Source organism: Acuticoccus sp. I52.16.1 (assembly GCF_022865125.1).
GTDB lineage: Bacteria > Pseudomonadota > Alphaproteobacteria > Rhizobiales > Amorphaceae > Acuticoccus.
This window is the reverse complement of record NZ_CP094828.1, coordinates 3,592,745-3,616,064: the sequence shown is the minus strand read 5'-3', so window position 1 is coordinate 3,616,064 and position 23,320 is coordinate 3,592,745. Positions and strand designations below refer to the sequence as shown.

At 69.3% G+C, this 23,320-nt stretch carries 20 protein-coding genes; 6 read left to right on the top strand and 14 right to left on the bottom strand.

Going from position 1 to position 23,320, the window contains the following annotated elements; all coding sequences use genetic code 11:
• Positions 1-14 precede the first annotated feature (14 nt).
• From MRB58_RS16290 to fabA, 11 genes are all read right to left on the bottom strand, one after another.
• The gene (locus MRB58_RS16290; RefSeq protein WP_244778164.1) at positions 15-1,334 is read right to left on the bottom strand and encodes a folylpolyglutamate synthase/dihydrofolate synthase family protein; all 1,320 of its coding nucleotides are present in this window, start codon (positions 1,332-1,334) and stop codon (positions 15-17) included.
• A 5-nt stretch (positions 1,335-1,339) separates the two neighbouring features.
• Complete coding sequence (gene accD / locus MRB58_RS16285; RefSeq protein WP_244778163.1) at positions 1,340-2,350, bottom strand: acetyl-CoA carboxylase, carboxyltransferase subunit beta; 1,011 nt, start codon at positions 2,348-2,350, stop codon at positions 1,340-1,342.
• Positions 2,347-3,165, bottom strand: coding sequence for a tryptophan synthase subunit alpha (gene trpA, locus MRB58_RS16280; RefSeq protein ID WP_244782016.1), 819 nt, complete (start codon positions 3,163-3,165; stop codon positions 2,347-2,349). The genes accD and trpA overlap by 4 nt, the downstream gene beginning before the upstream one ends.
• Entirely contained in the window at positions 3,162-3,476 is a 315-nt protein-coding gene (locus tag MRB58_RS16275) for a hypothetical protein (RefSeq protein ID WP_244778162.1), read from the bottom strand. Before MRB58_RS16275 ends, trpA begins: the two co-directional genes overlap by 4 nt.
• Positions 3,477-4,703: a tryptophan synthase subunit beta gene (trpB, locus tag MRB58_RS16270; RefSeq protein WP_244778161.1), complete on the bottom strand. Its 1,227-nt coding sequence runs from the start codon at positions 4,701-4,703 to the stop codon at positions 3,477-3,479. It lies immediately after the preceding gene.
• A gap of 132 nt (positions 4,704-4,835) precedes the next feature.
• The gene (locus tag MRB58_RS16265; protein WP_244778160.1) at positions 4,836-5,870 is read right to left on the bottom strand and encodes a glycosyl transferase family 90; all 1,035 of its coding nucleotides are present in this window, start codon (positions 5,868-5,870) and stop codon (positions 4,836-4,838) included.
• 22 nt (positions 5,871-5,892) lie between these two features.
• Complete coding sequence (locus tag MRB58_RS16260; RefSeq protein WP_244778159.1) at positions 5,893-6,972, bottom strand: glycosyl transferase family 90; 1,080 nt, start codon at positions 6,970-6,972, stop codon at positions 5,893-5,895.
• A gap of 75 nt (positions 6,973-7,047) precedes the next feature.
• The gene (locus MRB58_RS16255) at positions 7,048-7,767 is read right to left on the bottom strand and encodes a phosphoribosylanthranilate isomerase (RefSeq protein WP_244778158.1); all 720 of its coding nucleotides are present in this window, start codon (positions 7,765-7,767) and stop codon (positions 7,048-7,050) included.
• Positions 7,764-8,636, bottom strand: a complete 873-nt coding sequence (fabI, locus tag MRB58_RS16250; RefSeq protein WP_244778157.1) for an enoyl-ACP reductase FabI — start codon at positions 8,634-8,636, stop codon at positions 7,764-7,766. The genes MRB58_RS16255 and fabI overlap by 4 nt, the downstream gene beginning before the upstream one ends.
• Entirely contained in the window at positions 8,629-9,849 is a 1,221-nt protein-coding gene (fabB, locus tag MRB58_RS16245) for a beta-ketoacyl-ACP synthase I (protein ID WP_244778156.1), read from the bottom strand. The genes fabI and fabB overlap by 8 nt, the downstream gene beginning before the upstream one ends.
• Before the next feature lie 41 nt (positions 9,850-9,890).
• A complete protein-coding gene (gene fabA / locus MRB58_RS16240; RefSeq protein WP_244778155.1) occupies positions 9,891-10,418 on the bottom strand; it encodes a 3-hydroxyacyl-[acyl-carrier-protein] dehydratase FabA in 528 nt (175 codons plus the stop codon).
• Between the two features lie 271 nt (positions 10,419-10,689).
• Between fabA and irrA the strand changes: the two genes are divergently transcribed.
• The gene (gene irrA / locus MRB58_RS16235; RefSeq protein ID WP_244782015.1) at positions 10,690-11,121 is read left to right on the top strand and encodes an iron response transcriptional regulator IrrA; all 432 of its coding nucleotides are present in this window, start codon (positions 10,690-10,692) and stop codon (positions 11,119-11,121) included.
• A 101-nt stretch (positions 11,122-11,222) separates the two neighbouring features.
• Here irrA and thpR read toward each other — a convergent pair whose 3' ends face one another.
• Entirely contained in the window at positions 11,223-11,774 is a 552-nt protein-coding gene (thpR, locus tag MRB58_RS16230) for an RNA 2',3'-cyclic phosphodiesterase (RefSeq protein ID WP_244778154.1), read from the bottom strand.
• A 229-nt stretch (positions 11,775-12,003) separates the two neighbouring features.
• Here thpR and uraH point away from each other — a divergent pair, with 229 nt between their 5' ends.
• The 3 genes from uraH (at position 12,004) to MRB58_RS16215 (ending at position 14,334) form a co-directional block, all read left to right on the top strand.
• Positions 12,004-12,351, top strand: coding sequence for a hydroxyisourate hydrolase (gene uraH / locus MRB58_RS16225; protein ID WP_244778153.1), 348 nt, complete (start codon positions 12,004-12,006; stop codon positions 12,349-12,351).
• A gap of 3 nt (positions 12,352-12,354) precedes the next feature.
• Complete coding sequence (xdhA, locus tag MRB58_RS16220; protein ID WP_244778152.1) at positions 12,355-13,773, top strand: xanthine dehydrogenase small subunit; 1,419 nt, start codon at positions 12,355-12,357, stop codon at positions 13,771-13,773.
• Between the two features lie 243 nt (positions 13,774-14,016).
• Positions 14,017-14,334 carry a transposase gene (locus tag MRB58_RS16215; protein ID WP_371747298.1) on the top strand — a complete coding sequence of 106 codons (318 nt, stop codon included), beginning with the start codon at positions 14,017-14,019 and terminating at the stop codon, positions 14,332-14,334.
• Positions 14,335-14,419: 85 nt separating this feature from the next.
• Here MRB58_RS16215 and MRB58_RS16210 read toward each other — a convergent pair whose 3' ends face one another.
• The gene (locus tag MRB58_RS16210; protein ID WP_244778151.1) at positions 14,420-15,436 is read right to left on the bottom strand and encodes an AraC family transcriptional regulator; all 1,017 of its coding nucleotides are present in this window, start codon (positions 15,434-15,436) and stop codon (positions 14,420-14,422) included.
• Between the two features lie 362 nt (positions 15,437-15,798).
• On the opposite strand from MRB58_RS16210, the gene MRB58_RS16205 reads away from it, so the two are divergent.
• Positions 15,799-21,711: an autotransporter outer membrane beta-barrel domain-containing protein gene (locus tag MRB58_RS16205; RefSeq protein WP_244778150.1), complete on the top strand. Its 5,913-nt coding sequence runs from the start codon at positions 15,799-15,801 to the stop codon at positions 21,709-21,711.
• A 106-nt stretch (positions 21,712-21,817) separates the two neighbouring features.
• Here MRB58_RS16205 and MRB58_RS16200 read toward each other — a convergent pair whose 3' ends face one another.
• Complete coding sequence (locus MRB58_RS16200; RefSeq protein ID WP_244778149.1) at positions 21,818-22,528, bottom strand: DUF2927 domain-containing protein; 711 nt, start codon at positions 22,526-22,528, stop codon at positions 21,818-21,820.
• A 104-nt stretch (positions 22,529-22,632) separates the two neighbouring features.
• On the opposite strand from MRB58_RS16200, the gene MRB58_RS16195 reads away from it, so the two are divergent.
• Positions 22,633-23,310: a DNA-3-methyladenine glycosylase I gene (locus MRB58_RS16195; protein WP_371747191.1), complete on the top strand. Its 678-nt coding sequence runs from the start codon at positions 22,633-22,635 to the stop codon at positions 23,308-23,310.
• The last annotated feature ends 10 nt before the right edge of the window (positions 23,311-23,320 follow it).

The window sequence follows — 23,320 nt, the reverse complement described above, 5'->3', positions numbered from 1 at the left end:
TTTTAACACGCGATTCAGGTCGGTGGAGTGCCGTTCTGCGCCAAAACATCGCCGACAAGATAGAGTGACCCGCAGATCACGATGCGCGGCGGCGGCTCGTAGCGCCAGTTCTCGGCCAGAAGCCGCAACGCGGTGCGCACCGAGGTCACCGGTTCGGCCGAAAGCCCCGCCGCGACGGCCGCCTCGGCGAGCGCCGCCGGGGCGATCGAGGCGTCGCTCGTCGGCACGCCGACGGTGAAGACGTGGCGCGCCAGGCCCGCGAAGTGCTGGAAGTAGCCGGCGGGGTCCTTCGTCGTCAGCATACCGGCGATGAGGAACAGGGGCCGCGACACGCGATCCTCCAGGTCCGCCAGCGCCGCCGCGACCACCTCTCCGGCGTCGGCGTTGTGACCCCCGTCGAGCCAGATGTCGGCGTCCGCGGGCGCCCAGTCGACGATGCGGCCGCGCGTCAGACGGTGCATGCGGCCCGGCCAGTCGACCGTGGTCATGCCCGCTTCCAGCGAGGCGGGACGGTCGATGATGCCGGTCGTGCGCGCGGTGGCGATGGCGACGCCGGCGTTGACCGTCTGGTGCCGGCCCGGCAGGCGCGGCAGCGGCAGGTCCACCAGGCCGTTCTCGTCCTGATAGACGAGGCGGCCGTTCTCTTGTGCCACCGTCCAGTCCATGCCGCCGAGATGCAGCGGCGCACGCACGATGCCGGCCTGCCGCTCGACGACCGCCGTCACTTCGTCTTTCTGCGGGGCGCAGATCACCGGCACGCCCGGCTTGATGATGCCGGCCTTCTCCATGGTGATCTCGCCCAAAGTGGGGCCGAGGAAGCCCACATGGTCGATCCCGATGGTGGTCAGCACCGAGGCGATCGGCCGTTCGACCATGTTGGTCGCGTCCAGCCGGCCGCCGAGGCCGGTCTCCAGCACCAGCGCGTCGGCCGGCATCTCCGCGAAGAGCAGGAAGGCGGCGGCGGTGGTGATCTCGAAGAAGGTGATCGGCTCACCGCCGTTGGCGGCCTCGGCACGCTCCAGGGCGTCGGTCAGCACGTCGTCGCCGACGAGGCGGCCGCCCCCCTCCGCGCCGAGGCGGATGCGCTCATTGAAGCTGACGAGGTGCGGCGAGGTGTAGACGTGGACGCGCTTGCCGTCCGCCTCCAGCATGGCGCGCAGCATCGCCGAGACGGAGCCCTTGCCGTTGGTGCCGGCGATGTGGATCACCGGCGGCAGGCGCGCCTCGGGGTTGCCGAGACGCTCGAGCAGGCGCTCCAGGCGACCGAGCGAGAGGTCGATCCGCTTGGGGTGCAGCGCCGAGATCCGCTCCAGCAGTGGACTGGTGGCGTCCATCGTCGTCACGACGCGACCGGCGCCGTCTCCTCGTCCGGGGTCTCCGGCGGGGTGGAGACGGTCTCGGCAGGCGCGGCGCCGTTGGTGACGGCCACCGGTGCGCCGGCGCCGTTGGCGGCGGAGTCGGCCTCGTGGTCCGGCGCCGGCAGCGCGCCCATGGCGAGCGCGGGGCGGTGCAGCAGCACGCGCAGGAGGCGGCCCAGCGTCGCCTTCATCTCGTGGCGATGGACGACCATGTCGACCATCCCGTGGTCGAGCAGGTACTCGGCGCGCTGGAAGCCCTCGGGCAGCTTTTCGCGGATGGTCTGCTCGATCACGCGCGGCCCGGCGAAGCCGATCAGCGCGCCCGGCTCGGCGATGTGGACATCGCCCAGCATCGCGTAGGACGCCGTCACGCCGCCGGTCGTCGGATTGGTGAGGACGACGACGTATGGCAGCCCCGCCTCACGCAGCGCGATCAACGCGGCCGTGGTGCGCGGCATCTGCATGAGCGAGAGGATCCCCTCCTGCATGCGCGCGCCCCCGGACGCCGCGAACAGGATGTAGGGCGTCTTGTCGGCGAGCGCGGTCTGCGCGCCGAGCACGATCGCCTCGCCGGCGGCCATGCCGAGCGAGCCGCCCATGAAGGCGAAGTCCTGCACCGCGACGGTGACCGGGATCGTCTCCAGCGTGCCCTTGGCGAGCGTGACGGCGTCGTCGCGTCCGGTCTTGGCGCGGGCATCGCGCAGGCGGTCCTGGTAGCGGCGCTCGTCGCGGAACTTCAGCGGGTCGTGCGGAACCGCCGGCAGCGCCATCGTCTCGTAGGCACCGGCATCGAAGATCGAGGCCAGACGGTCGAGGAGCGGCATGCGCATGTGGAAGCCGGAGCCCGGCACGACCCAGCCGTTCTGCTCGAGATCCCGGTGGAACACCATCTCGCCCGTCTCCGGGCACTTGATCCACAGGTTCTTCGGCGTGTCCCGCTTCGTCCAGAACGACGAGATCTTCGGACGAACGACGGACGATATCCAGTTCATGCAGCAACCTTCCGGGCGTCCCTGACGCCCTTGGCAAGCGCGGCGACGAAAGTCTTGGCCGCGGTGGCCGCCTCTCCGGGCGCGGCCTTGGCGATGGTGTCGACGATGGCCGAGCCGACCACGACGGCATCGGCGACGCGCGCGATGGACGCGGCCTGCTGCGGCGTCTTCACACCGAAGCCGACGGCGACCGGCAGGTCCGTCGCCCCCTTCAGCCGCGTCACGGCGCGGGTGATGTCGGTCGCGGCGGCGCTCGCGGTGCCGGTGATCCCGGCGATGGCGACGTAATAGAGGAAGCCCGACGTGTTGGCGAGAACGGCCGGCAGGCGCGCATCGTCCGTCGTCGGCGTGGCGAGGCGGATGAAGTCGAGGCCCGCGCCGCGCGCCGGCAGGCACAGTTCGTCGTCTTCCTCCGGCGGCAGGTCGACGACGATGAGCCCGTCGACCCCGGCCTCCTTCGCCTCGGCGAGGAAGGTGTCGACGCCGCGATGGTAGATCGGGTTGTAATACCCCATCAGGACGATGGGCGTGTCGCTGTTTCCGGCGCGGAAGCGGCGGACCAGATCCAGCGTGACGGTCAGCGATCCGCCGGCCTTCAGCGCGCGCAGCGAGGCGGCCTGGATCGCCGGACCGTCGGCCATCGGGTCGGTGAACGGCATGCCGAGCTCGATCACGTCCGCGCCCGCCTCGGCGAGCGCGTCGAGGATGGCGGCGGAGGTCTCGATATCGGGGTCGGCCGCGGTCACGAACGTGACGAGGCCGGCGCGACCCTCGCGCGACAGGGCCTCGAAGCGGGCGGCGATGCGGCTCATCAGTGCCCCCTGTGCTTGGTCTGGATGCCGAACAGGGCGCCGATGTCGGAGTTGTGCGAGATGGCGAACACCTCGATGCTCTCCAGCGCGTTGACGAACCAGTCGATCGAGCGCAGCCGCTCGACGTTCTGGTAGATCGAGGCCAGCGCATCCTCGCCGGAGAAGACGAAGAAGCGGCCGTGCCACCAGTCGCCGCCATGGGTGAGCAGCACCTCGGCGACCTGCCGGTCGGCCCAGGTCTCGGGATCGACCTCGGACGCCGGCATCGCGCGCTGAACCGTGGTCATGTCGAGCATGTAAACGAGAGCGTACAACTAATTGGCCTTCTGTGCGCGGGCATCGAGAGCGGCGGCGACGGTGTGGACGTCCTTGTCCCCGCGCCCGCACAAATTCATCAGCACGATTTGGTCACGCCCCATCGTCGGCGCAACCTTCGCCACATGGGCGAGCGCGTGAGATGGCTCCAGCGCCGGCAGGATGCCCTCGGTCCGGGCCAGGAGCTGGAAGGCGCCGAGCGCCTCCTCGTCGCCGATCGGTACGTAGGAGACGCGCCCGCTCTCCTTCAGCCACGAGTGCTCGGGGCCGATGCCGGGATAGTCGAGCCCGGCGGAGATGGAGTGGCCCTCCAGGATCTGCCCGTCGTCGTCCTGCAGGAGGTAGGTGCGGTTGCCGTGCAGCACGCCCGGCGCGCCGGCGGTCAGCGAGGCGCAGTGCTTGTCGCCGTCGAGCCCCTCCCCGCCCGCTTCGACACCGGTGATGGCGACGGACGCATCGTCGAGGAACGGATGGAAGAGGCCGATGGCGTTGGAGCCGCCGCCGACGGCCGCCACGATCAGGTCCGGCAGCCGGCCGGCCATCTCCAGGATCTGCGTGCGCGCCTCGGTGCCGATGACGGACTGGAAGTCGCGCACCATCGCCGGGTACGGGTGCGGCCCCGCGGCGGTGCCGATGAGGTAGTAGGTGTTCTCGACGTTGGCGACCCAGTCGCGCAGCGCCTCGTTCATGGCGTCCTTCAGCGTGCCCGCGCCGCTCGTCACCGGCACCACCTCGGCGCCCAGGAGCCGCATGCGGAAGACGTTCGGCGCCTGCCGCTCGATGTCCTTGGCACCCATGTAGACCACGCACGGCAGGCCGAAGCGGGCGCAAACCGTGGCGGTCGCGACACCGTGCTGGCCGGCGCCCGTCTCGGCGATGATGCGCGTCTTGCCCATGCGCCGAGCCAGCAGAATCTGGCCGATGCAGTTGTTGATCTTGTGGCTGCCGGTGTGGTTCAGCTCGTCACGCTTGAGGTAGACGCGCGCGCCGCCCAGCTCCTCGGACAGCCGCTCGGCATAATAAAGCGGGGACGGGCGGCCGATATAATGCGTGCCGAGGGACGAGATCTCGGCCGCGAATGCCGGATCGTCGCGCGCCGCGTCCCAGGCCTTCTCCAGCTCCAGGATCAGCGGCATCAGCGTCTCGGCGACGAAGCGGCCGCCGAAGATCCCGAAGCGCCCGCGCTCGTCGGGTCCATTGCGGAAGGAATTGGGGCGTTCGCTCACCGTCGGGCCTCGCAGAATTGGCGGAGAGGCGGCGGACAAAAAGGTCGGCGCGCCGCCGGTCACACAGCATGACTGGTTCGGTGCGGTCAAGGACCGCGGCGGGTCAAGGCGCGCAGGCGCACGCTTCCCACGCTATCGTGCCACCTCGCCCGTCACCAGATTGTGCGGGTCGACGAGGCGGACACGGCGATGGTACTCGCGCACCACCTCGTCGAACAGGGTCGCTTCCTGCGCCTTGTCGCGGAAACCGCGCATGAACCGCTTCCCGTTCTCGGCCATCTCACGGCACGCCCGCGGGTTCGCCTCGCACCAGGCATAGGCCTCTTCGAGATCGGCAAGATCGTGCCGGATCTCGACGTAGTGGACGCCGGGGACGAGACGGCTCTCGCAGGCCCACGACTCGTTCGTCGGCCGAGGCATGATGACGAGCGAGTTGGACGCCAGCATCCACTTCAGCCCCGAGGCCACGTCGTTGCCCTCCAGCGCGAGGAGATACTTGGCCTGCAACTGCTGCGCGAGGGTGAGGCGCGGCCTGGCGCACCGCTCGATGTCCCCGTGCGCGGCCGCGAACCCCTTAGAGAGCTGCACGATCGGCGAAAAGCCGAGGTCGAGGCCGGCATTCGCCTCGAACCGGTCCCAATGGCGATAGAGGTGATAGCGGCTGCCGTGGGGCCGGGCGCGGAAGTAGCCCGTCGTCGCCCCCCGCCACACCACGCGCCCCTGCTTCTCGTCGAAGGGGACGTCGCTCGCCTCGACGGTATGGATCGGCTCGAAATGCCGGCGCTCGTTGAGGGGCAGCAGGACCGAGGCGCCGCCGTCCTCGATGCGCCGCGCCTTGTGGTAGGTCGGCGTGGTGTTCGCCGTCAGATCGTCGCCGATGACGAGTTGAAAGCGGCGGTCGAGGCCGAGGCGCCGATAGGCGGCGACCACCGGGTCGACGTAGAGTTCCTGGAGCCGCGCCAGCACGACCGGATCGTCGCGAAACGACTTGTCCGCCAGATAATCGCGCGACCGCTCCAGCGAGAACGCGAATGATTTTCGTGGGTTGACAAGGAGCGCGGCGTCCGCCGTGGTGGGGAAGCGCTGGCGCGCGTGCGCTGCGAGGGGCGCGAGGTAGAGCGCCAACCGCTCGTCGGCCGAGAGCGCGAGCCGGGGTTCGGGCACCACCGGCGCGGTGTCTGCGCGCGGCCTAATCCGTGGCCTCCGCGGCCTCGGCGTCATCGGCCTCGGCGTCGGGATTGTAGAGCCGGATCAGGCGGTGGTAGCGGCGCACGACGGTGTCGAACAGCTCGGTCTCGAGATCCTCGTCGTAGAACGGCTTCATGAAGCTCTTGCCGTTCTGCGCGATCTCCTCGCACTGCCGCGGATGCGCCTCGCACCAGGCGAACACCGCCTCCAGATCCGACAGGTCCGGCTTCACCTCGACGTAGTGGACACCGGGGCGCAGCAGGCTCTCGCAGGCCCACGAGACCATCGTCGGCCGCGGCATCAGCACCAGCGAGTTGGATGACAGCATCCACTTGAGCCCGCTCGCGACGTCGTTGCCCTCGAGGCAGAGCAGGTATTTGTAGTGGAGCTGCTCCTCCACGCCCATGCGCGGCCGCTCGCACGTGTCGATGTCGACCCCGCCTTTGTAGTTCGCCTTGTTGGGGGTGAGGTTGGTGAAACCGAAGTCGAAGTCCGGGTTCGCCTCCCAACGCTCCCAGCCCAGGTAGAGGTCGAACCGCGCGATCGGCTGACGCAGGGTGAAGTCGCCGGTGGTCGCGCCGCGCCACAGCACCTTGCCGGTCTTCTCGCCGAACGGCCGGTCGAACTTGGCCGAGTGGCGCAGCAGCGCGAAATGGCGCGGCCGGTTGAGCGGGGCCAACACGTCGAGCCCACTGCCCTCGATCTTGCGGGCCTTGTGGAAGGTGGGCGAGCGGGAGGGCGTGGTGTTGTCGCCCAGGACGAGCTGGAACCGGCGCTTCACACCCACCCGGCGGTGCGCCAGCACCATCGGTCGCCAATATCCCTCGACGAAGAGGTTGCGCATCGTCTCGTTGGTGGCGAGGCCGAAGCGGCGGATATATGGCTCGGAGCGCTTGCAGGCATGCTCGAACGAGCGGTTGCCGGCGGCGATCAGCGTCTTCTCCGGGTCGAGCGGGAAGCGCTTGTCCTCGAGGTCGAGCAGCGGCGCGAGATAGGTCTTCAACCGGTCCGCCTTGGACGGCGTGATGACCACATCGGACTGGTCCGGCGAACCCGTCTCCACCCTAGACACCTCGTTCATTGGGATACTCCGGCCCCGGAGGCGTACCGTGCCCGCTCCGGCGCCGGGCCTATAGGCATGCCGCGTCCGGCAGCGTCAAGCCGGATGCACCGCGTCAGCGCCGCGCCGCGCCGCGCCGCCGCCACGCGCGGCGGCGACGAAGGCGGCCATCTTGGCGGGGTCCTTGATCCGGTCGGTCTCGACGCCGGAGGAGACGTCGAGCGCGTAGGGGCCGACGGTGGCGAGCGCCGCGCCCACGGTCTCCGGCGAAAGGCCGCCGGAGAGCATGTACGGCGTATCGGCGGGCATGGCGGAGAGCAGCGACCAGTCGAACGCGGCGCCGTGGCCGCCGGGGCGGTCCGCCCCCTTCGGCGGCTTGGCGTCGAGCACGATCAGCGCGCCGGCATAGTCGCCCACCGCGGCGAGATCGGCGCGCGTCGCGACTCCCACCGCCTTGGCGACGGCGACATCGTGGCGGGCGCCGACCGCCGCCACATGCGCCGGCCGCTCCTTGCCGTGGAACTGGATCGCGTCGGGTCGAACGGTGCGGGCCAACGCGTCCAGCGTCGCATCGTCGGCATCGACGGTGAGGGCGACGAGCGTCACCCGGCCGCGCACGTGGTCGGCGATGGCGCGTGCCTCGTCGAGCGTCAGGTGGCGGGGGCTGGGGGCGAAGTGGACGAGGCCGATCATGTCGGCACCGGCGGCGATCGCGGCATCGGCGAGGTCCGGCCGGGTGATGCCGCAGATCTTGACCCGCGGCACCCGGGACGGCGCCGGCCAGCGGCGATCGATCCGCAGGCCGGCGTCGATCACGATTCTTCGGCGAGGATGCCGGGCGCTTCCGCCTCGACCTTCTCCTCGATGATTTCGCGGCGCTCTTCGGCGCGCAACTCGTCGAGCTTGGGCATCGACATGATGTTGTAGCCCGAATCCACATAATGGATCTCGCCCGTCACCCCGGTCGAATAATCCGACAGGAGGTAGGCGGAGGAGCGGCCGATCTCGTCGATCGTCACCGTCCGCGCCAACGGCGAGTGCTTGCGCTGGTAGTTGAACATCAGCCGCGCATCGGTGACGCCGGCGCCCGCCAGGGTGCGCACCGGACCCGCCGAGATGGCATTGACGCGGATACCCGCGCTGCCGAAGTCCGCCGCCAGGTAGCGCACCGACGATTCCAGCGCCGCCTTGGCCACGCCCATGACGTTGTAGTTCGGCATCACCTTGACCGAGCCGCCATAGGTCAGCGTCAGCATCGATCCGCCGCCCGTCATCAGGGCCGCGGCGCGCTTGGCCGCCTCGGTGAAGGAGAAGCACGAGATCACCATCGTGCGCATGAAGTTCTCGCGCGTGGTGTCGGCGTAGTGGCCCTTCAGCTCGTTCTTGTCGGAGAAGGCGACGGCGTGGACGAAGAAGTCGATCGACCCCCAGGTCTTGGCCGCCGTGTCGAACAGGCGGTCGACGGAGGCGAGATCCTCCACGTCGCACTGCTCGAGGAACGCGGCCTCCACCTTGTCGGCCAGGGGGCGCACGCGGCGGCCGAACTGGTCGTTCTGGTAGGTCAGGCCGATCTCGGCGCCCTCGGCCGCCAGCGACTGGGTGATGCCCCACGCGATCGAGTGATTGTTGGCAACGCCCATCACGACGCCGCGCTTGCCCGCCATCAGGCCCATGCGCTCACCCATCGTAGCGCGCCAGGACCAGCGAGGCGTTGGTGCCGCCGAAGCCGAAGCCGTTGGAGAGCACCGTGTTCAGCTCCACGTTGTCGCGCCGCTGGCGCACGATCGGCACGTCCTCGAACGCGGGGTCCAGCTCGTCGATGTTGGCGGAGGCGGCGATGAAGCCGGACCGCATCATCAGCAGCGAGTAGATCGCCTCGTGGACGCCGGCCGCGCCCTGGGCATGGCCCGACAGCGACTTGGTGCCGGAGATCGGCGGGATGTCCTTGCCGAAGACGGCGCGGATCGCCTCGACCTCGCTGGCGTCGCCGATCGGCGTCGCCGTGGCGTGCGGATTGATATAATCGATCTTGCGGTCCCCCGCTTCCTTCAGTGCCATCCGCATGGCCCGCGCACCGCCCTCGCCGGACGGGGCGACCATGTCATGGCCGTCGGAGGTCGCGGCATAGCCGACGATCTCGGCGATGATCGGCGCGCCGCGCGCCTTGGCGTGCTCCAGCTCCTCGAGCACGAGGACGCCGCCGCCCCCCGCGATGACGAAGCCGTCGCGGTTGACGTCGAACGGGCGCGAGGCGACCGCCGGCGTGTCGTTGTAATGGGTCGACATGGCGCCCATGGCGTCGAACAGGACCGAGAGAGTCCAGTCCAGCTCCTCGCAGCCGCCGGCGAAGACGATGTCCTGCTTGCCGAGGCGGATCTGCTCGGACGCGTGGCCGATGCAGATGTTGGTCGTCGCGCACGCCGCGGAGATCGAATAGTTGATCCCCTTGATCTTGAAGTGCGTCGACAGCGTCGCCGACGCGGTCGAGCTCATCGCCTTGGGCACAGCGAAGGGGCCGATCCGCTTGGGACCCTTGGTGCGCGCGATGTCCGCCGCCTCGACGATGGTGCGCGTCGACGGACCGCCCGAGCCCATCACGATGCCCGTGCGCTCGTTGGAGATCTCGGAGGGCTCGAGGCCCGCCTCGCGGATCGCCTGGTCCATCGCGACGTGATTCCACGCCGTGCCGCCGCCGTGAAAGCGCATGGCCCGCCGGTCCACGGACTCGGAGGGATCGAGGGTGGGGGCACCGTGCACCTGGCAACGGAACCCGTGTTCTGCATAGGCGTCGGCCCGGACGATGCCGGACCGGCCTTCCTGCAACGATGCGGTCACCTCCTGCGTCGACCCGCCCAATGGCGAGACGATGCCCATCCCGGTGACGACGACGCGTCTCATAGTGCTCCTCTTGCGGGGCCCCGTGCAGCGACCGACACCGGTCAGCTCCCTGCGGGTTCCGCCCCGTCCTTGAACAGGCCGACTTTCAGATCCTCGGCCTTGTAGATGGCCTCACCGTCCGCCTTCAACCAGCCGTCGCCGATGCCCAGCGTCAGCTTCGAACGCATGACCCGCTTCAGGTCGATGCCGTACTCGATCAGCTTGACCTTGGGCGTGACCATGCCCGTGAACTTCACACCGCCGACGGCGAGTGCGCGGCCGCGCCCCTGCCCGCCGACCCAGCCCAGAAAGAAGCCGAGCATCTGCCACAGCGCGTCGAGGCCGAGGCAGCCCGGCATCACCGGATCGCCTTTGAAGTGGCACGCGAAGAACCACAGATCCTCGCGCACTTCCAGCTCGGCGCGAATCTCGCCCTTGCCGTGGGCACCGCCGGTGTCGGAGATGTGGCTGATCCGGTCGAACATCAGCATGGGCGGCAGCGGCAGCTGCGGGTTCCCGGGGCCGAACATCTCCCCCCGGCCGCACGCCAGCAGATCTTCATATTCGAACCGCGACCTTGTCATCGTCATCGCCAAACGCTCGTTCTCCCGATCGGCCGCCCGTCCCTCACCTAAGACGCGCACGGCCGCGCTGCAAACCGTTGCCGGCCACGCATTCTCTTTCCTGCGTGCCCGATATCGCCCAATTGGTCGGCGTGGCAAGCGTTTCCAACGCCCGCACTACATTGATCTCGTACGAACGAACGGTTATATCGAGGCTGCGTGCTCAGATCGTACGCAGAAATTTTTTCCTCGTGGCTCTTGGGACGTGGTGATGGCAGTTTTCTTCTCGCGGGAAACAATGGATGGCGCCAAGGATGTGCGCTCGCCGACGATTGATGTCCGCGACATGCTGAAAACCTCCGGTCTGCGGCCGACTCGCCAGCGCGTCGCGCTGGGTGATCTCCTGTTTGCCCGCGGCCATCGTCACATCTCCGCCGAAGGACTGCACGAAGAGGCGATCACCGCCCGCGTCCCGGTGTCGCTGGCGACAGTGTACAACACGCTGCACCAGTTCACAGAGGTCGGCCTCCTGCGCGAGATCGCGGTCGACGGCACCAAGACCTACTTCGACACCAACACCGACGATCACCACCACTTCTTCGACGAGACCACCGGCGAAGTGAGCGATATTCCGGGCGATTCCCTCTCGCTCAGCCGCGTGCCGGAAGCGCCGGACGGAATGGAGATCCACCGGGTCGACGTCGTCGTGCGGATCCGTCCGCTCCCCTGAACGCCCCTTTCGCGGCCCGGCGCCGCTTTGGATCACGTCAAAAGCCCCGGTGCCGCAGCGCCGGGGCTTTTTTCTCGTCGCCTCCTCGCCGAGGACCGCGGTCAGGCGGCGCGCGCCAGGCCCAGCGGATAGACGTCTTCCGTCACATAGGGACCGCCGCCGACCGATGCGCGGGAGGACAGCAGCGCAAACGTCTCCGCCACGAAGGGCGGCGCGCTGAAGCCGCCGTGCAGCGTCAGCCAGTCGGCGACGTCGCGGGCGGTGGCGCCCTTGCAGCGCGCGATGGTGACGTGCGGGGTGAACCGGCGCGCCTCGGCCGACAGGCCGATGCGTTGCAGCGCCCGCTCCTGGTCGGCCTGCAGCTCCATCAGTTCCGACGTCGGCTCGACGCGGGCCCACACCGCATGCGGCTGCTTCTTGTTGCCGAACGAGCCCAGGCCGCAGAGCCGCACCGTCACCGGAGCGCGCCGGATCCGCGACAATGCGTCCACCACATCGTCGGCCGTCGGCTCGTCGATGTCGCCGATGAAACGCAGGGTGACGTGGTAGTTTTCCGCGTCGATAAAGCGCGCCCCGCGCAGACCGCCGCGAAGGCCGGTCATCCACATTCGGACATCCTCGGGGAGCGTGAGGGCGGTGAACAGGCGCGGCATGACGACCTCCGTTCATTCCTCGGCGCGCCACAGCCGGCTCGCCGTGCACTCGGTGAGCCGAGTGTCCGCGACTCGATCCGGAGTTGGCAAGGCCCGGCGCGCTCGCTCGCCCGCGCCGGTGCAGGATCCGGGCCGCGCTGAACGCGGTGCAGGCAGCGAACGCCCCAAGATCAGGCTGGTGAGCGCGCCGGGCTGCGTGTAGCGTTTCGCGAATTGGACTGAGGACAATATGGCAGGACGGCTCACCACGCACGTGCTCGACACCGTTCACGGCACCCCCGCCAGCGGCGTCGCCATCGCACTCTACGACGACGAGGGCGCGGCGATCGCCACCGGCACCACCAATGCCGACGGCCGGCTCGAGGCGCCGCTTTTGTCCGGCGAGGCCTTCCGCCCCGGCCGCTACACGCTGGAGTTCGAGGCCGGCAACTACTTCCGCCGCATCGGCCTGGAGCTGCCCGAGCCCGCCTTCCTCGACACGGTCGTCATCGCCTTCGGCATCGCCGAGCCGACCGCGCACTACCATGTGCCGCTCCTCATCTCCCCTTACGCCTACTCGACCTATCGCGGGTCCTGACCCTTGCCCGCGTCGACCGCCATCGCCTTCACGCTGAACGGTGCCGCACACACCGTCTGCGACCTCGCCCCGACCACGACGCTGCTCGAGTATCTGCGCGGGCGCGGGCTGACCGGCACCAAAGAGGGCTGCGCCGAGGGCGACTGCGGCAGTTGCACCGTCGCCGTGCGCGACTCGAGCGGGACGATGCGCGCCATCAACGCCTGCATCATGCTGCTCCCGATGGCGCACGGAACCGCGATCACGACCGTCGAAGGGGTCGAGAACCACCCGATCCAGCGCCAGATGGCCGACCGGCACGCCTCGCAATGCGGCTTCTGCACGCCGGGGTTCGTGATGTCGCTCTGGGCGCGGCAGCCGGGCGAGCCGGCGGACCGACAGGCGACGACCGACCGGCTCGCCGGCAACCTCTGCCGCTGCACCGGGTACGGTCCGATCCTGGACGCCGCCGAGGCCGCCGCCGCCGAGGTCGACGGTCGGCCGGTGCCGGCGTCCCCACCACCGCCCGCCCCCGGCGCGCTCGACTACACTGCCGGCGGGCGCCGCTACATCGCCCCTACCACCGAGGCCGCCCTCGCCGAGGCGATCGCCGCCCACCCGGACGCGACAGTGCTCTCCGGCGCCACCGACGTCGGTCTGTGGGTGACGAAGCAGCTCTTCGACCCGCCCACCATCGTCTCCACCCGCAACGTCGCCGATCTCTCCGGGATCGAGACCCGCGGCGACACGCTCGTCGTCGGCGCGGGAGTGCGGCTGGCAGCGTTCGCGCGGCATGTCGCAGAGACGAAGGGGATCGCCGAGCTGATGCGCCGCTTCGGCGGGCTGCAGGTGCGCAACGCCGGTACCGTCGGCGGCAACATCGCCAACGGCTCTCCGATCGGCGATCTGCCACCGGCGCTGATCGCCGCCGGCGCGACCCTGGAACTCGGCCACCCCGGCGGCCGCCGGACGCTGCCGCTGGAGGATTACTTCATCGCCTACGGCAAGCAGGACCGCCGGCCGGGCGAATATGTGCGCGCGGTCCACGTGCCGCTGCCGGGTCTCGCCCGCCTCGCCTGCCACAAGGTCAGCAAGCGCTTCGATTCCGACATCACCGCGGTCCTCGGCTGCTTCGCGCTGACGCTGGAGGGCGACACCGTGGTCGACGCCCGCCTCGCCTTTGGCGGCATGGCGGCCACCCCCAAGCGCGCCCGCGCGGCCGAGGCGGCGCTGACCGGCGCGCCTTACACGGCCGAGACGGTGGCTCGGGCCGCCGCCGCGCTGGGGGACGACTTCGCCCCCCTCTCCGATCAGCGCGCCTCGGCGGCCTACCGGCTCGCGGTCGCCCGCAATCTTCTCACACGTGATTTCCTGGAGCGTACGGCGCCGGGCGTCGCCACCCGCCTCGCCCGCGCCGCCGACGTCCTCGAAGGTGAACCATGACAACATGCCGGCACTTTGTTCTCGCGCCCCGCCGGCGCTGGAAGACCACGTAAGATCGTTCTTCGACGAAGGCGCTCGCCCGCTTCGCGCACGGTAGCGCCGATCGGGCGAAGTCGGGGAAATCTTGCAGGACCTGCCGATCACCGAGCACGAGGCCCGATCTCGTCGGCTACGCAGTGTCCCCATAAACGATCGGGCAAAATTTCTCCGCTTTGATTCTATTTCGTTGACGGAGGGCACGAGCTGGACCGGCACGATCTGACCGATGCGGAATGGGCAATCATCCAGCCGCTACTTCCGACGAAGGTGCGTGGCGTGCCTCGGGTCGACGACCGCCGGGTGATCAACGGCATCCTGTGGCGGTTCCGGACCCGCTCGCCATGGCGCAACATTCCGAGCGCTACGGTCCGCGCACGACGCTCTAACCGCTTCGTCCGATGGCGGGCGAAGGGGATTTGGGACAGCATTCTGGCTGCTGTGTTTGATGCTTACGACGGGGATATCGTGATGATCGACTCGTCGTGCGTGCGCGTCCACCAGCACGGTGTAGGCGATCGCTGAAATACGAGTACGTCGATCTCGGCGCATTCGAAACCGGCTCCAAGGCGGCGATGCGAGGCCATCACCACAATGGCTTTGCGCGAACTCAGCGTTGCATTCTCACAGCCTCTCGGTAGGTACGCGGCGGCACCCCGGCCATTCTGCGGAAGGCGCGGGTGAAGTGCGCCCCGTCGGCATAGCCGAGGCGGAAGGCGATCTCCGTGATCGGGACGCTCGAGGCAAGGAGCGCCTTCGCTTCGGTGACCCGCACCGCGTCGAGGCGCTCGCGAAACACCGTCCCCTCGACGCCGAGACGGCGCTGCAATGTGCGCGGCGACAGGCCGAAGCGGCGCGCCACCATCGTGAGGTCGGCGCCGCCGTGCGGCAGCATCGCGCCAACAATCGCCTCTACGGCGCCCGACACCGTGTCGGGCGGCTTCTGGCGCACGATGGCGCGCATCTCCCCGAAGCCGAGCGGCGAATCGACCACCGGCACGATGCGCCGCGCTTCGAGGGCGTCGACGGCGAACACGATGGCCGGTGAGGCGCCAGCTGCACGGATCGGCGCGCCGAGCGCCAACGATACCGATTCGAGGCGCGGCTCGTACGGGTAGTCGACTTCGATCGTATCGGGGGCCCATTCGGGGCCGAGATAAAGGCGGAACGTATCGAGGAGCGCCGGCAGGGTGTGCTCGGCATGCTGAGCGCGCGTCCGCGCTTCGCCGAGCGCCACGTGATAGGAGAGCCGCGCGCGGGGGCCGTCGCGGCGCAGCGCGAGCCGGCCGCCACTCTGGTGGTAGGCGAGCCCGCGCATCAGCCGTGCGAGGCATTCGCCGAGCGTCTCGGCGGCGCGCGCATAGACCGTCCACAAGCCGAAATCGGCACGCATCTCCTGGCCCGCCTCGATGCCGATCAACGCATCGCCGGTGACCTGGGCGGCGGCGTCATAGAGCGTCACCATATCGGCGAGCGGGATCATCAGATCGGTGCGGCCGAGCATTGCCGTCGACATGCCGACGCGGGCAAGCACCTTGTCGAGCGCCCGCTCACCCGCACGCTCCTCGATCAGCGCCGGCAGCGGTCCAAGACCGCGGATCGAGGTCATCGCGAAAGGTGCACTCACAATCGGCGCCATCCTCGGTCCTCGGGGTCGGCGCGCTTTCTCACGGCCGGCGGGCAAATAGCCCCTTCGAGTCGCGGCGTTCAGCGTAGCCGCCTCGTCCAATTCGATAGTTTAGCCAATTTCCAGGAGGCAGGAAGGCTCGATATGCGTTGAAACTGTTGTCGACCAGTCACACGCACCAACCTTTGCAGTGCCGCGCGACACTTGGCGCGGATTGGTAAGTCCCTTCCCAAATCACTCGCTAAACCAGCGCTCTCGGCGCGGTCGCTTCACCATATCGGGCGGCTGGCCGGACCGCGTCAGGGCGGTGTGACGTGGCGGCGGGACGAGACTCCTTGGCCGGCATTAGAGGAGTGGAGCGGATGACGAAGATTGCATTGCGCTGCGGCGGGTTCACCATCGGCGCCTGTGCGCTCAATGCGCTTTTCGCCGCCGTGCCTGCAGCCGCCGGCTGCCAGCTCGTCCCGATCAGCATCGACACCGTTCGGGTCGACTGCACCGGCAGCTTCGACAACTACACGCAGAACAGCCCCCCGGCGGATGTGACGAGCTATCAATTCGACAGCCTCACCAAGACGATCGAGGGCAAGCCATCCTCGACCCCGGTTTATGGCGTGTTCGAAAATCCGTCGGTCGCCATCATCAATCCGAAGTCCTCACTGGCCGCCTCGCTCTATCTCTACTTTGCCGGCGGCTCGTACGGCACCGACGCAATGGGCCATTCCCTCGGCCTCGTCAATCGCGGCAGGGACGGCGCGGACGGCGAACCGGGCAACAAGGGCGAAGCCGGCGGCGCGGGGGAGCGCAGCGGCGGCGTCACGGTCGGCGTCTCGAGCGGCCCGATCCGCTCTACATTCGCAATCGACGACGCGACAGAGGGCACGGCGATCCGCGCCGCGGTGATCGCCGAGAGCCGCGGCGGCGACGGCGGCGATGGTGGCGACGGCACATACTCCTCATTCAGTCAGTCGCACGGCGGCGCCGGCGGCGCCGGGGCGACCGGCAACGGCGTCAGCATGGAGCTCTCGAGCGGCGTCTCGGTGGCCTCGAAGAATGGCCTCGGCGTCTCGGTCCAGTCGATCGGCGGCGATGGTGGCGACGGCGGCGACGCGAGTTCCGGTCTCGCCGCGTCGACGGGCGGCAACGGAGGCAAGGGCGGTCATGGCGGCAGCATCAGCGTCAGGAGCGACGCGGCGATCACCGCCAGCGAGATCGGCATCTCGGCGCGCAGCCTCGGCGGCGCCGGCGGTCAGGGCGGCGAGGGCAGCGGCGTCGGTCGCGCCAACGGCGGCTCCGGTGCGGGGTCCGGCGACGGCGGCGGCATCAACGTCACGCTGGGCGGCAGCATCGCAACCGGCGAGGACGGCGGCATGGGTGTCGCCGCGCAGTCGATCGGCGGTTTCGCCGGCGCCGGCGGCAATGGCGGCGGCTTCGTCGGGTATGGTGCGAGCTCGGAAAGCGCCGGGCGGGGTGGGCGCGTGCGCTTCACCATGAAGGACGGCACCACCGTCACCACCGAGGGGACGGACGCTGGCGGCGTCGTGCTCGAGAGCACGGGGGGTGGCGGCGGCATCGGCGGAAAGGGCGCCGGCCTCGGCGGCCTCGGGGCGGAAGGGGCGGCCGGGGGCGATGGCGGCGAAGTCATCGCCACGCTGAACGGCGGCGCAATCACCACCAAGGGCGACAACGCCGCGGCGCTGATCGCCGCCAGCGCCGGCGACGGCGGCGGCATCGCCGGTGAGAGCCGCGGCGTCGTCGCGCTCGGCGGCAGCGGCGGCCTCGGTGGCGACGGCGGCAAGGTTACCGTAACTAACGAGGCCACCCTCACCACCTCGGGCCTCGAGTCGGACGCCATCAACGCCACCAGCGTCGGCGGTGGTGGCGGCCTCGCGCTGACGACGGGCGCCCTCGCCGCGTTCGGCGGCGACGGCGGCAAGGGCGGCAACGGCGACGCGGTGACGGTGGCAAATGCCGGCGCCATCGAGACCTCGGGCGACAACTCCACCGGCATCCTGATGCAGAGCATCGGCGGCGGCGGCGGCAACGGCTCGTCGAGCTTTTCGACCGCACCAGGCCTTTCGATCGCCTACGGCGGCAACGGCGGCGAGGGCGGCCACGGCGGCGACGTGACCTATGGCGACGTCGATGGCAAAGGCGGCGGCAGCATCCTGACGACGGGCGATCAGTCGGACGGCATCTTCGCTCAGAGCGCCGGCGAAGGCGGCGGTTCCGGCGGCGCGGCCGTCGCCGCCACCGGCGGGCTGCCGCTCTCCATGGCGATCGGTGCCAGCGGTGGCGGCTCGACCGGCGGCAATGGCGGCAAGGTGGTGCTCGAGACCAGCACCGACATCGAAACGCGCGGCGACCAGGCGGCCGGCATCGTGGCGCAATCGCAGGGCGGCGGCGGCGGCGATTCAGGCGCCATCATCGACCCGGCACTCTCCCCCTATTCGGTCTCGGTGTCGATCGGCGGCTCGGCCGGCCCCGGCGGTAACGGCGGCACGTCACGCGTCGATGCGACCGGCGACATCACCACCCTCGGCGACCTGTCCGACGGCATCTTCGCCCAGTCGGTGGGTGGGGGCGGCGGCAGCGCCCTCGCCTCCTCGGGCGGCAGCCTCGGCGCCGGCAAGTTCGCCGGTTTCGGCCTCAGCCTCGGCGTCAGCGGCGGCAAGGGTGGCACCGGCGGCGCCGTGTCGGTGATCTCGGCTGGGGACATCGCCACCAAAGGCGACGGCTCGCGCGCAATCTTTGCCCAGTCGATCGGCGGCGGCGGCGGCAATGGCAGCAACGCCGCCACCTTCTCTGTCGCGAGCGCCGCCTCCGTCAACATCGCCATCGGTGGCAACGGCGGCAAGGGCGGCACGTCGAGCGCCGTCACCGTCAACGCGTCCGGCAATCTTTCGACCGAAGGTCAGCTCGCGAACGCCCTCCTCGCGCAATCGGTGGGTGGTGGTGGCGGCGCCGGCGGCAACGCCACCCGCCGCGGCGCCTTCAATGTCCTCGACATCGATCTCGGCTTCGGCGGCACCGGCGGGAGCGGCAACAAGGGCGCGGCGGTGACGACCACCACCACCGGCTCGATCCTGACGAAGGGCGACCTTTCGAACGGCATCGTCGCGCAATCGGTGGGTGGCGGCGGCGGCATCGGCGGCAACGCTACCGCGGTCGGCGGCATCGAATTCTTCAACGCAGGCGTCTCGATGGGCGGCAAGGGCGGGACCGGCAGCCATGGCAGCACCGTGAACGTCGACCAGGACGGCAACGTCACGACCGAAGGCGTCGGCTCAGCCGCTATCATCGCCCAGTCGATCGGCGCGGGCGGTGGTGTCGGCGGCGTGGCTGGCAACCTGATCATCGCCCCGCAAATCAATCTCAGGCTCGGCGGCTCGGCGGGCGCAGCCGGCGACGGCGGTGCGATCGACGCCGATCTCGGCAAGGGCGGCAGCCTCACCACGTTCGGCGACGCCTCTCCCGGCCTCCTCGCCCAGTCTGTCGGCGGCGGCGGTGGCCTCGTCTCACTCGGCCTCGAGGATGGCTCCATCGAGGATCTCGACATCATCCTCGGCGGCAATGGCGCGGCCGGCAACGGCGGCGTCGTCGAGATCGACAACGCCAACACCATCCACACCGAGGGCGATGAGAGCCACGCCATCCTTGCCCAGTCGATCGGCGGCGGCGGCGGCGTCGTGTTTCTCGATCAGGGCGGCATCGACAGCAATATCGGCATCGGCGGCACCGGCAGCCGCTCCGGCAACGGCGCCAACGTGACCCTCGTCAACACCGCCAAGATCACCACGGCGGGCGACGAGGCGGCCGGCATCATCGCCCAGTCGATCGGTGGCGGCGGCGGGCTCGGCGCCAATGCGATGCTGGCCTTCGGCGGCACAGCGGACGCGCTCAATCTCGGCGCCGCCGTCGGTGGGCGGCAGAACGGCTTCGCGCCCATCGTCAACGGCGGCGCGTCGGAGAGCGGCTTCGTCAGGGTGACGTCGAAGGGGGACATCACCACCACCGGCAAAGCCGCGCACGGCATCATTGCCCAATCGGTGGCGGGTTCCGGCGGCATCGGCGTCGTCGTCGACGACAACGGCGAGACCATCGCGACGATGGCCGGCACCGCCGGCGGGGCGGCGGGCGATGCCGGCAATGTCAGCGTGCGCGTCTCCGGCAACGTCGATGTGTCGGGCGAAGAGGCGCATGGCATCATCGCCCAGTCGGCCGGCAGCAGCAAAGGCCGTAACACCCTCGTCAACGTCACCGGCTCGGTGACCGCCACCGGCAAGAACGGTCGCGGCATCCTCGCCCAGTCGGGTGGCGGCAGCCGCGACGGCAACCTGACCATCGAGGTCGGCGCCAACGGCCGCGTCACCGCAGGAGCCAAGGCGCGCGCGGCGATCCTGATGCTGCAAGACACCGGCGGGCGCGACGATGCGATGGTGATCGACAACGCCGGCATCATCGAAAAGCGCGGCAGCTTCGAGGACGGGAGCGACGAGAATTACGCGATCCAGGTCGGCAGCGGGAAGCTGACCGTCAACAATACGGGCCTCATCAGCGGCAACATTTATGGCGGCGTCACCGGCAGCATCCCCAACGGGGTGACGGTCAACAACAAGCTCGGCGCCGTGCTCGAACTCGGCCGCGAGACCTATCTCGGCGCCGGCAAGATTTCGGGCGGTGGCACCATCACCGCCGGCGAGCGCGGCGTGATTCGCGAATCGACGGTCTACGGCTCGGGCGGCATCTCACAGGGCCTCGACGGCACCCTCCATTTCGACCATCAGCTCGGCGATGGCATCGCAGCCGAGGCGACCGCCGACAAGATCGACATCAAGGGCGTCGCCCGCTTCAATGGGCGCGTGACCACCGAGATCGTCGGCACCAATCTCGTCGAAACCGGCGATACCGGCGAGGTCGAGGTGCTGCAGCTCAGCAAGAACGGCAGCAACAAGGTTGAGGTCCAGGTCGAGGACACTGCGACCGTCGATTATCGGCTGGTCGAGGAGGCCAACGATCTCGGCACGCTCTACAGCCTCGCCTACACGGTGGACTACACGCCGTGGCAGGATCACGGGATCGCCGGCACGCAGTCCGCGAGCACCGCGCGCAACGGCATCGACGAGGACGACAATCTCGGCAACGCGACGCGCTTCGGCTTCTATCTCGACAGCCTCGTCGACGAGCGCCTGAAAGAGCGCGCCGCGATCGCCACCGGAACGCTCGACCCTTCCGCCTCCAAATACGAGTGGGTCGAGGACATGATGGCCTATATTCTGGACATCCCAGACGTCGGCTCGCTGCTGACGAACTACGAATTGATGATCCCGAACGTCCACAGCGCACCGCTCGATGCGACGCTCTTGTCGGGGATCGACTTCGCCGATGCGCTCCTCTCCTGCTCGGGCGGCACGCTCGGTGAAGGCGTCGCGACGATGGCGGACGAGGTGTCGTGCGCCTGGGCTCGAATGCAGGCCAACGACCTCCACCGCGGCGCCACCTCGACGACGCTCGGCTATGACGAGACCTCGTTCGGCATCTCCGTCGGTTTGCAGGCCGAGATCGCCGAAGGCCTCTCGGCCGGCATGGGCCTCTCCTACGAGACGGCGAGCCTCGATGCCGACTATCTGCGCGACGGCAGCGGCGACCGCCTGCAAGCCGGTGTCCTCCTCGAAAAGCGCTGGGACGGGCTGACCATCGGCGCCGGGCTCACCGGCGGCTTCGGCGCCTACGCGGTCGACCGGCTGACGCGCACCCCGACCGGGCTCGCGAGCGCGAAGAGCGATTCCACCATCGGCTTCCTCTCGGCCCATTTGCGCATCGCCCGCGCGTTCGATTTCGATGCCTTCACGCTGACCCCGAAGTTCGACGCGGGTCTTCACCACCAGTGGCGCCCCGGCTTCACCGAGACCGGCGCCGGCGTCTATGGCGTGCGGATCGACGACTATGAGGAGACCGCCTTCACCTTGAGCCCCGAGATCGAGATCGGCAGTGAGATCGGCTTCGCCGGCATCGACGCGCACGTCTTCGCCCGCGCTGGCGTCCTCGGTTTGATCGCCGACGACCGGGTGATGCAGGCGACCTTCACCGGCGTTGCCGATGACGGCCCGACGCTGTCGGTGAAGGACGACCCAGACCGGATCTTCGGCAAACTCGCCGTCGGCATCGACGCGGCGATCAACCAGGATTGGAGCGTCAAGGTCGTCGGCAAATCGCTGATCGGCGCCGACCAGCAGGCCTATTCCGGCTCGGCGCGGCTGGAGTTCCGGTTTTAGCCGCCGCTCGCCGCGTCGACACGCTTCACAAGCGGTCCGGTTCGACGAGGCCGTTGCGGAACTTCGCGCTGACCATCCGCCGGATCGCCGAGCTGGCAGCCGCTGCTCAGTGCGAGAGGCCGAGGTCGGCGAAGACCTGGGGCAGCGTGCGGAACGCCTCCGAGTCGGTCATGCCGGGGCGGATCATCGGGTGGTAGAGAACGTTCATCAGCGCCTGATCGAACTTGGTGAACGTAGCGTGCTGCGACTGATCGTTGAAGACGCTCTCGGTCAGGCTGTCGTCGTCGTTCATCGGCCCCAGGCCCTGCAGCACTTCCTCCACCAGGCAGCGCGAGAACAGGAAGTCGTCGTCCGCCACGATCACCGCGGTCGACTGCTGGATGCGCCCGTTGAGCGTCGTGACGCCGACCAGGCAGCGGGCGTTCATGGCGATCGAGTCGGCCCGCAGTTCGGAGGCGACCACGGCGGCGAAATCCTTGTCGCGCACCAGGACGACGTTGAAGTTGGCACGCGAGCGCCGGTCCACGACCTCGGCCCGCAGGTGGCCGATGTGCCGCGGCAGGCGATTGAGAAAGCGCCGCGCCTCCAGCGCCCGGCCGACGCCGGAACGGTCGTCGACGAAGAAGCGCACCGGCCCCTCGAACCGCTTCACCCGGAAGGCGTCGGCGTGGCCGCCATATTCGAGGCCGAACACGGTCTTGAAGAACGCATCCTTCAGCGCCCGAGGGTCCACCACTTCCTCACCCGCCGAAGGGCCGGTGAGGGTCGTGAACGTCGCCACGACCGAGAGGCATAGAACCGTTAACAGTTTGTGCATGGATCCCATCCGCGCCGACGCCGTGATGGTGCTGCAACACCGGATAGGGCACAACCGTTTTGGTTAGCGAAAGAGTAATAAAGGTTAACGCTTCGCGGCATGGGATGGCCGAGGCGGAAGCGCGGCGGAAGCGGAGCGGACGTGGGGGCAAGGCTGTGGATTTAGCGCCCGGACTGATCGACCTGCCGGACGGGCAGCCGCGCTGTTTCTGGCACCAGGGGCTCGCCGACTACGTCGTCTATCACGACACCGAGTGGGGCATGCCGGTCGGCGACGACACGCGCCTCTTCGAGAAGCTGTGCCTGGAGGGCTTCCAGTCCGGCCTGTCCTGGCTGACGATCCTGCGCAAGCGGGAGAATTTCCGCGCCGCCTTCGAGGGGTTCGACATCCCCACCGTCGCCCGGTTCGGCGAGGCGGACGTCGCGCGGCTGCTGCAGGATGCGGGGATCGTGCGCCACCGCGGCAAGATCGAGGCGGCGATCAACAACGCCCGCTGCGCCGAGACGCTGCTGGAGCGCGAGGGCTCGCTGGCGGCCTACCTGTGGCGCCACGAGCCGGACGACGCCGACGCGCTGACCTACGAGGTCCTGCGCACGCGCACCATCCTGCCGGAGGCGGCCGCCCTCTCCAAGGCGATGCGCAAGGCCGGCTGGCGCTTCGTCGGCCCGACGACGGTGACGGCGACCTTCCAGGCGGCCGGCCTGGTGAACGACCACCTCGAAGGTTGCATCTGCCGCGAGGCGGTGAGCGCCGCGCGCGCCGCCTTCCGCCGGCCGACCTAAGGTCCCGCGC

Excerpts from the sequence above, each read along its gene's own strand:
- thpR (WP_244778154.1), bottom strand. The coding sequence starts at position 11,774 with ATGCCGCGCCTGTTCACCGCCCTCACGCTCCCCGAGGATGTCCGAATG.
- irrA (WP_244782015.1), top strand. The coding sequence starts at position 10,690 with ATGGATGGCGCCAAGGATGTGCGCTCGCCGACGATTGATGTCCGCGAC.
- fabB (WP_244778156.1), bottom strand. The coding sequence starts at position 9,849 with ATGAGACGCGTCGTCGTCACCGGGATGGGCATCGTCTCGCCATTGGGC.
- MRB58_RS16195 (WP_371747191.1), top strand. The coding sequence starts at position 22,633 with ATGGCCGAGGCGGAAGCGCGGCGGAAGCGGAGCGGACGTGGGGGCAAG.
- fabI (WP_244778157.1), bottom strand. The coding sequence starts at position 8,636 with ATGGGTGAGCGCATGGGCCTGATGGCGGGCAAGCGCGGCGTCGTGATG.
- MRB58_RS16200 (WP_244778149.1), bottom strand. The coding sequence starts at position 22,528 with ATGCACAAACTGTTAACGGTTCTATGCCTCTCGGTCGTGGCGACGTTC.
- MRB58_RS16290 (WP_244778164.1), bottom strand. The coding sequence starts at position 1,334 with ATGGACGCCACCAGTCCACTGCTGGAGCGGATCTCGGCGCTGCACCCC.
- accD (WP_244778163.1), bottom strand. The coding sequence starts at position 2,350 with ATGAACTGGATATCGTCCGTCGTTCGTCCGAAGATCTCGTCGTTCTGG.
- MRB58_RS16260 (WP_244778159.1), bottom strand. The coding sequence starts at position 6,972 with ATGAACGAGGTGTCTAGGGTGGAGACGGGTTCGCCGGACCAGTCCGAT.
- MRB58_RS16205 (WP_244778150.1), top strand. The coding sequence starts at position 15,799 with ATGACGAAGATTGCATTGCGCTGCGGCGGGTTCACCATCGGCGCCTGT.
- uraH (WP_244778153.1), top strand. The coding sequence starts at position 12,004 with ATGGCAGGACGGCTCACCACGCACGTGCTCGACACCGTTCACGGCACC.
- fabA (WP_244778155.1), bottom strand. The coding sequence starts at position 10,418 with ATGACGATGACAAGGTCGCGGTTCGAATATGAAGATCTGCTGGCGTGC.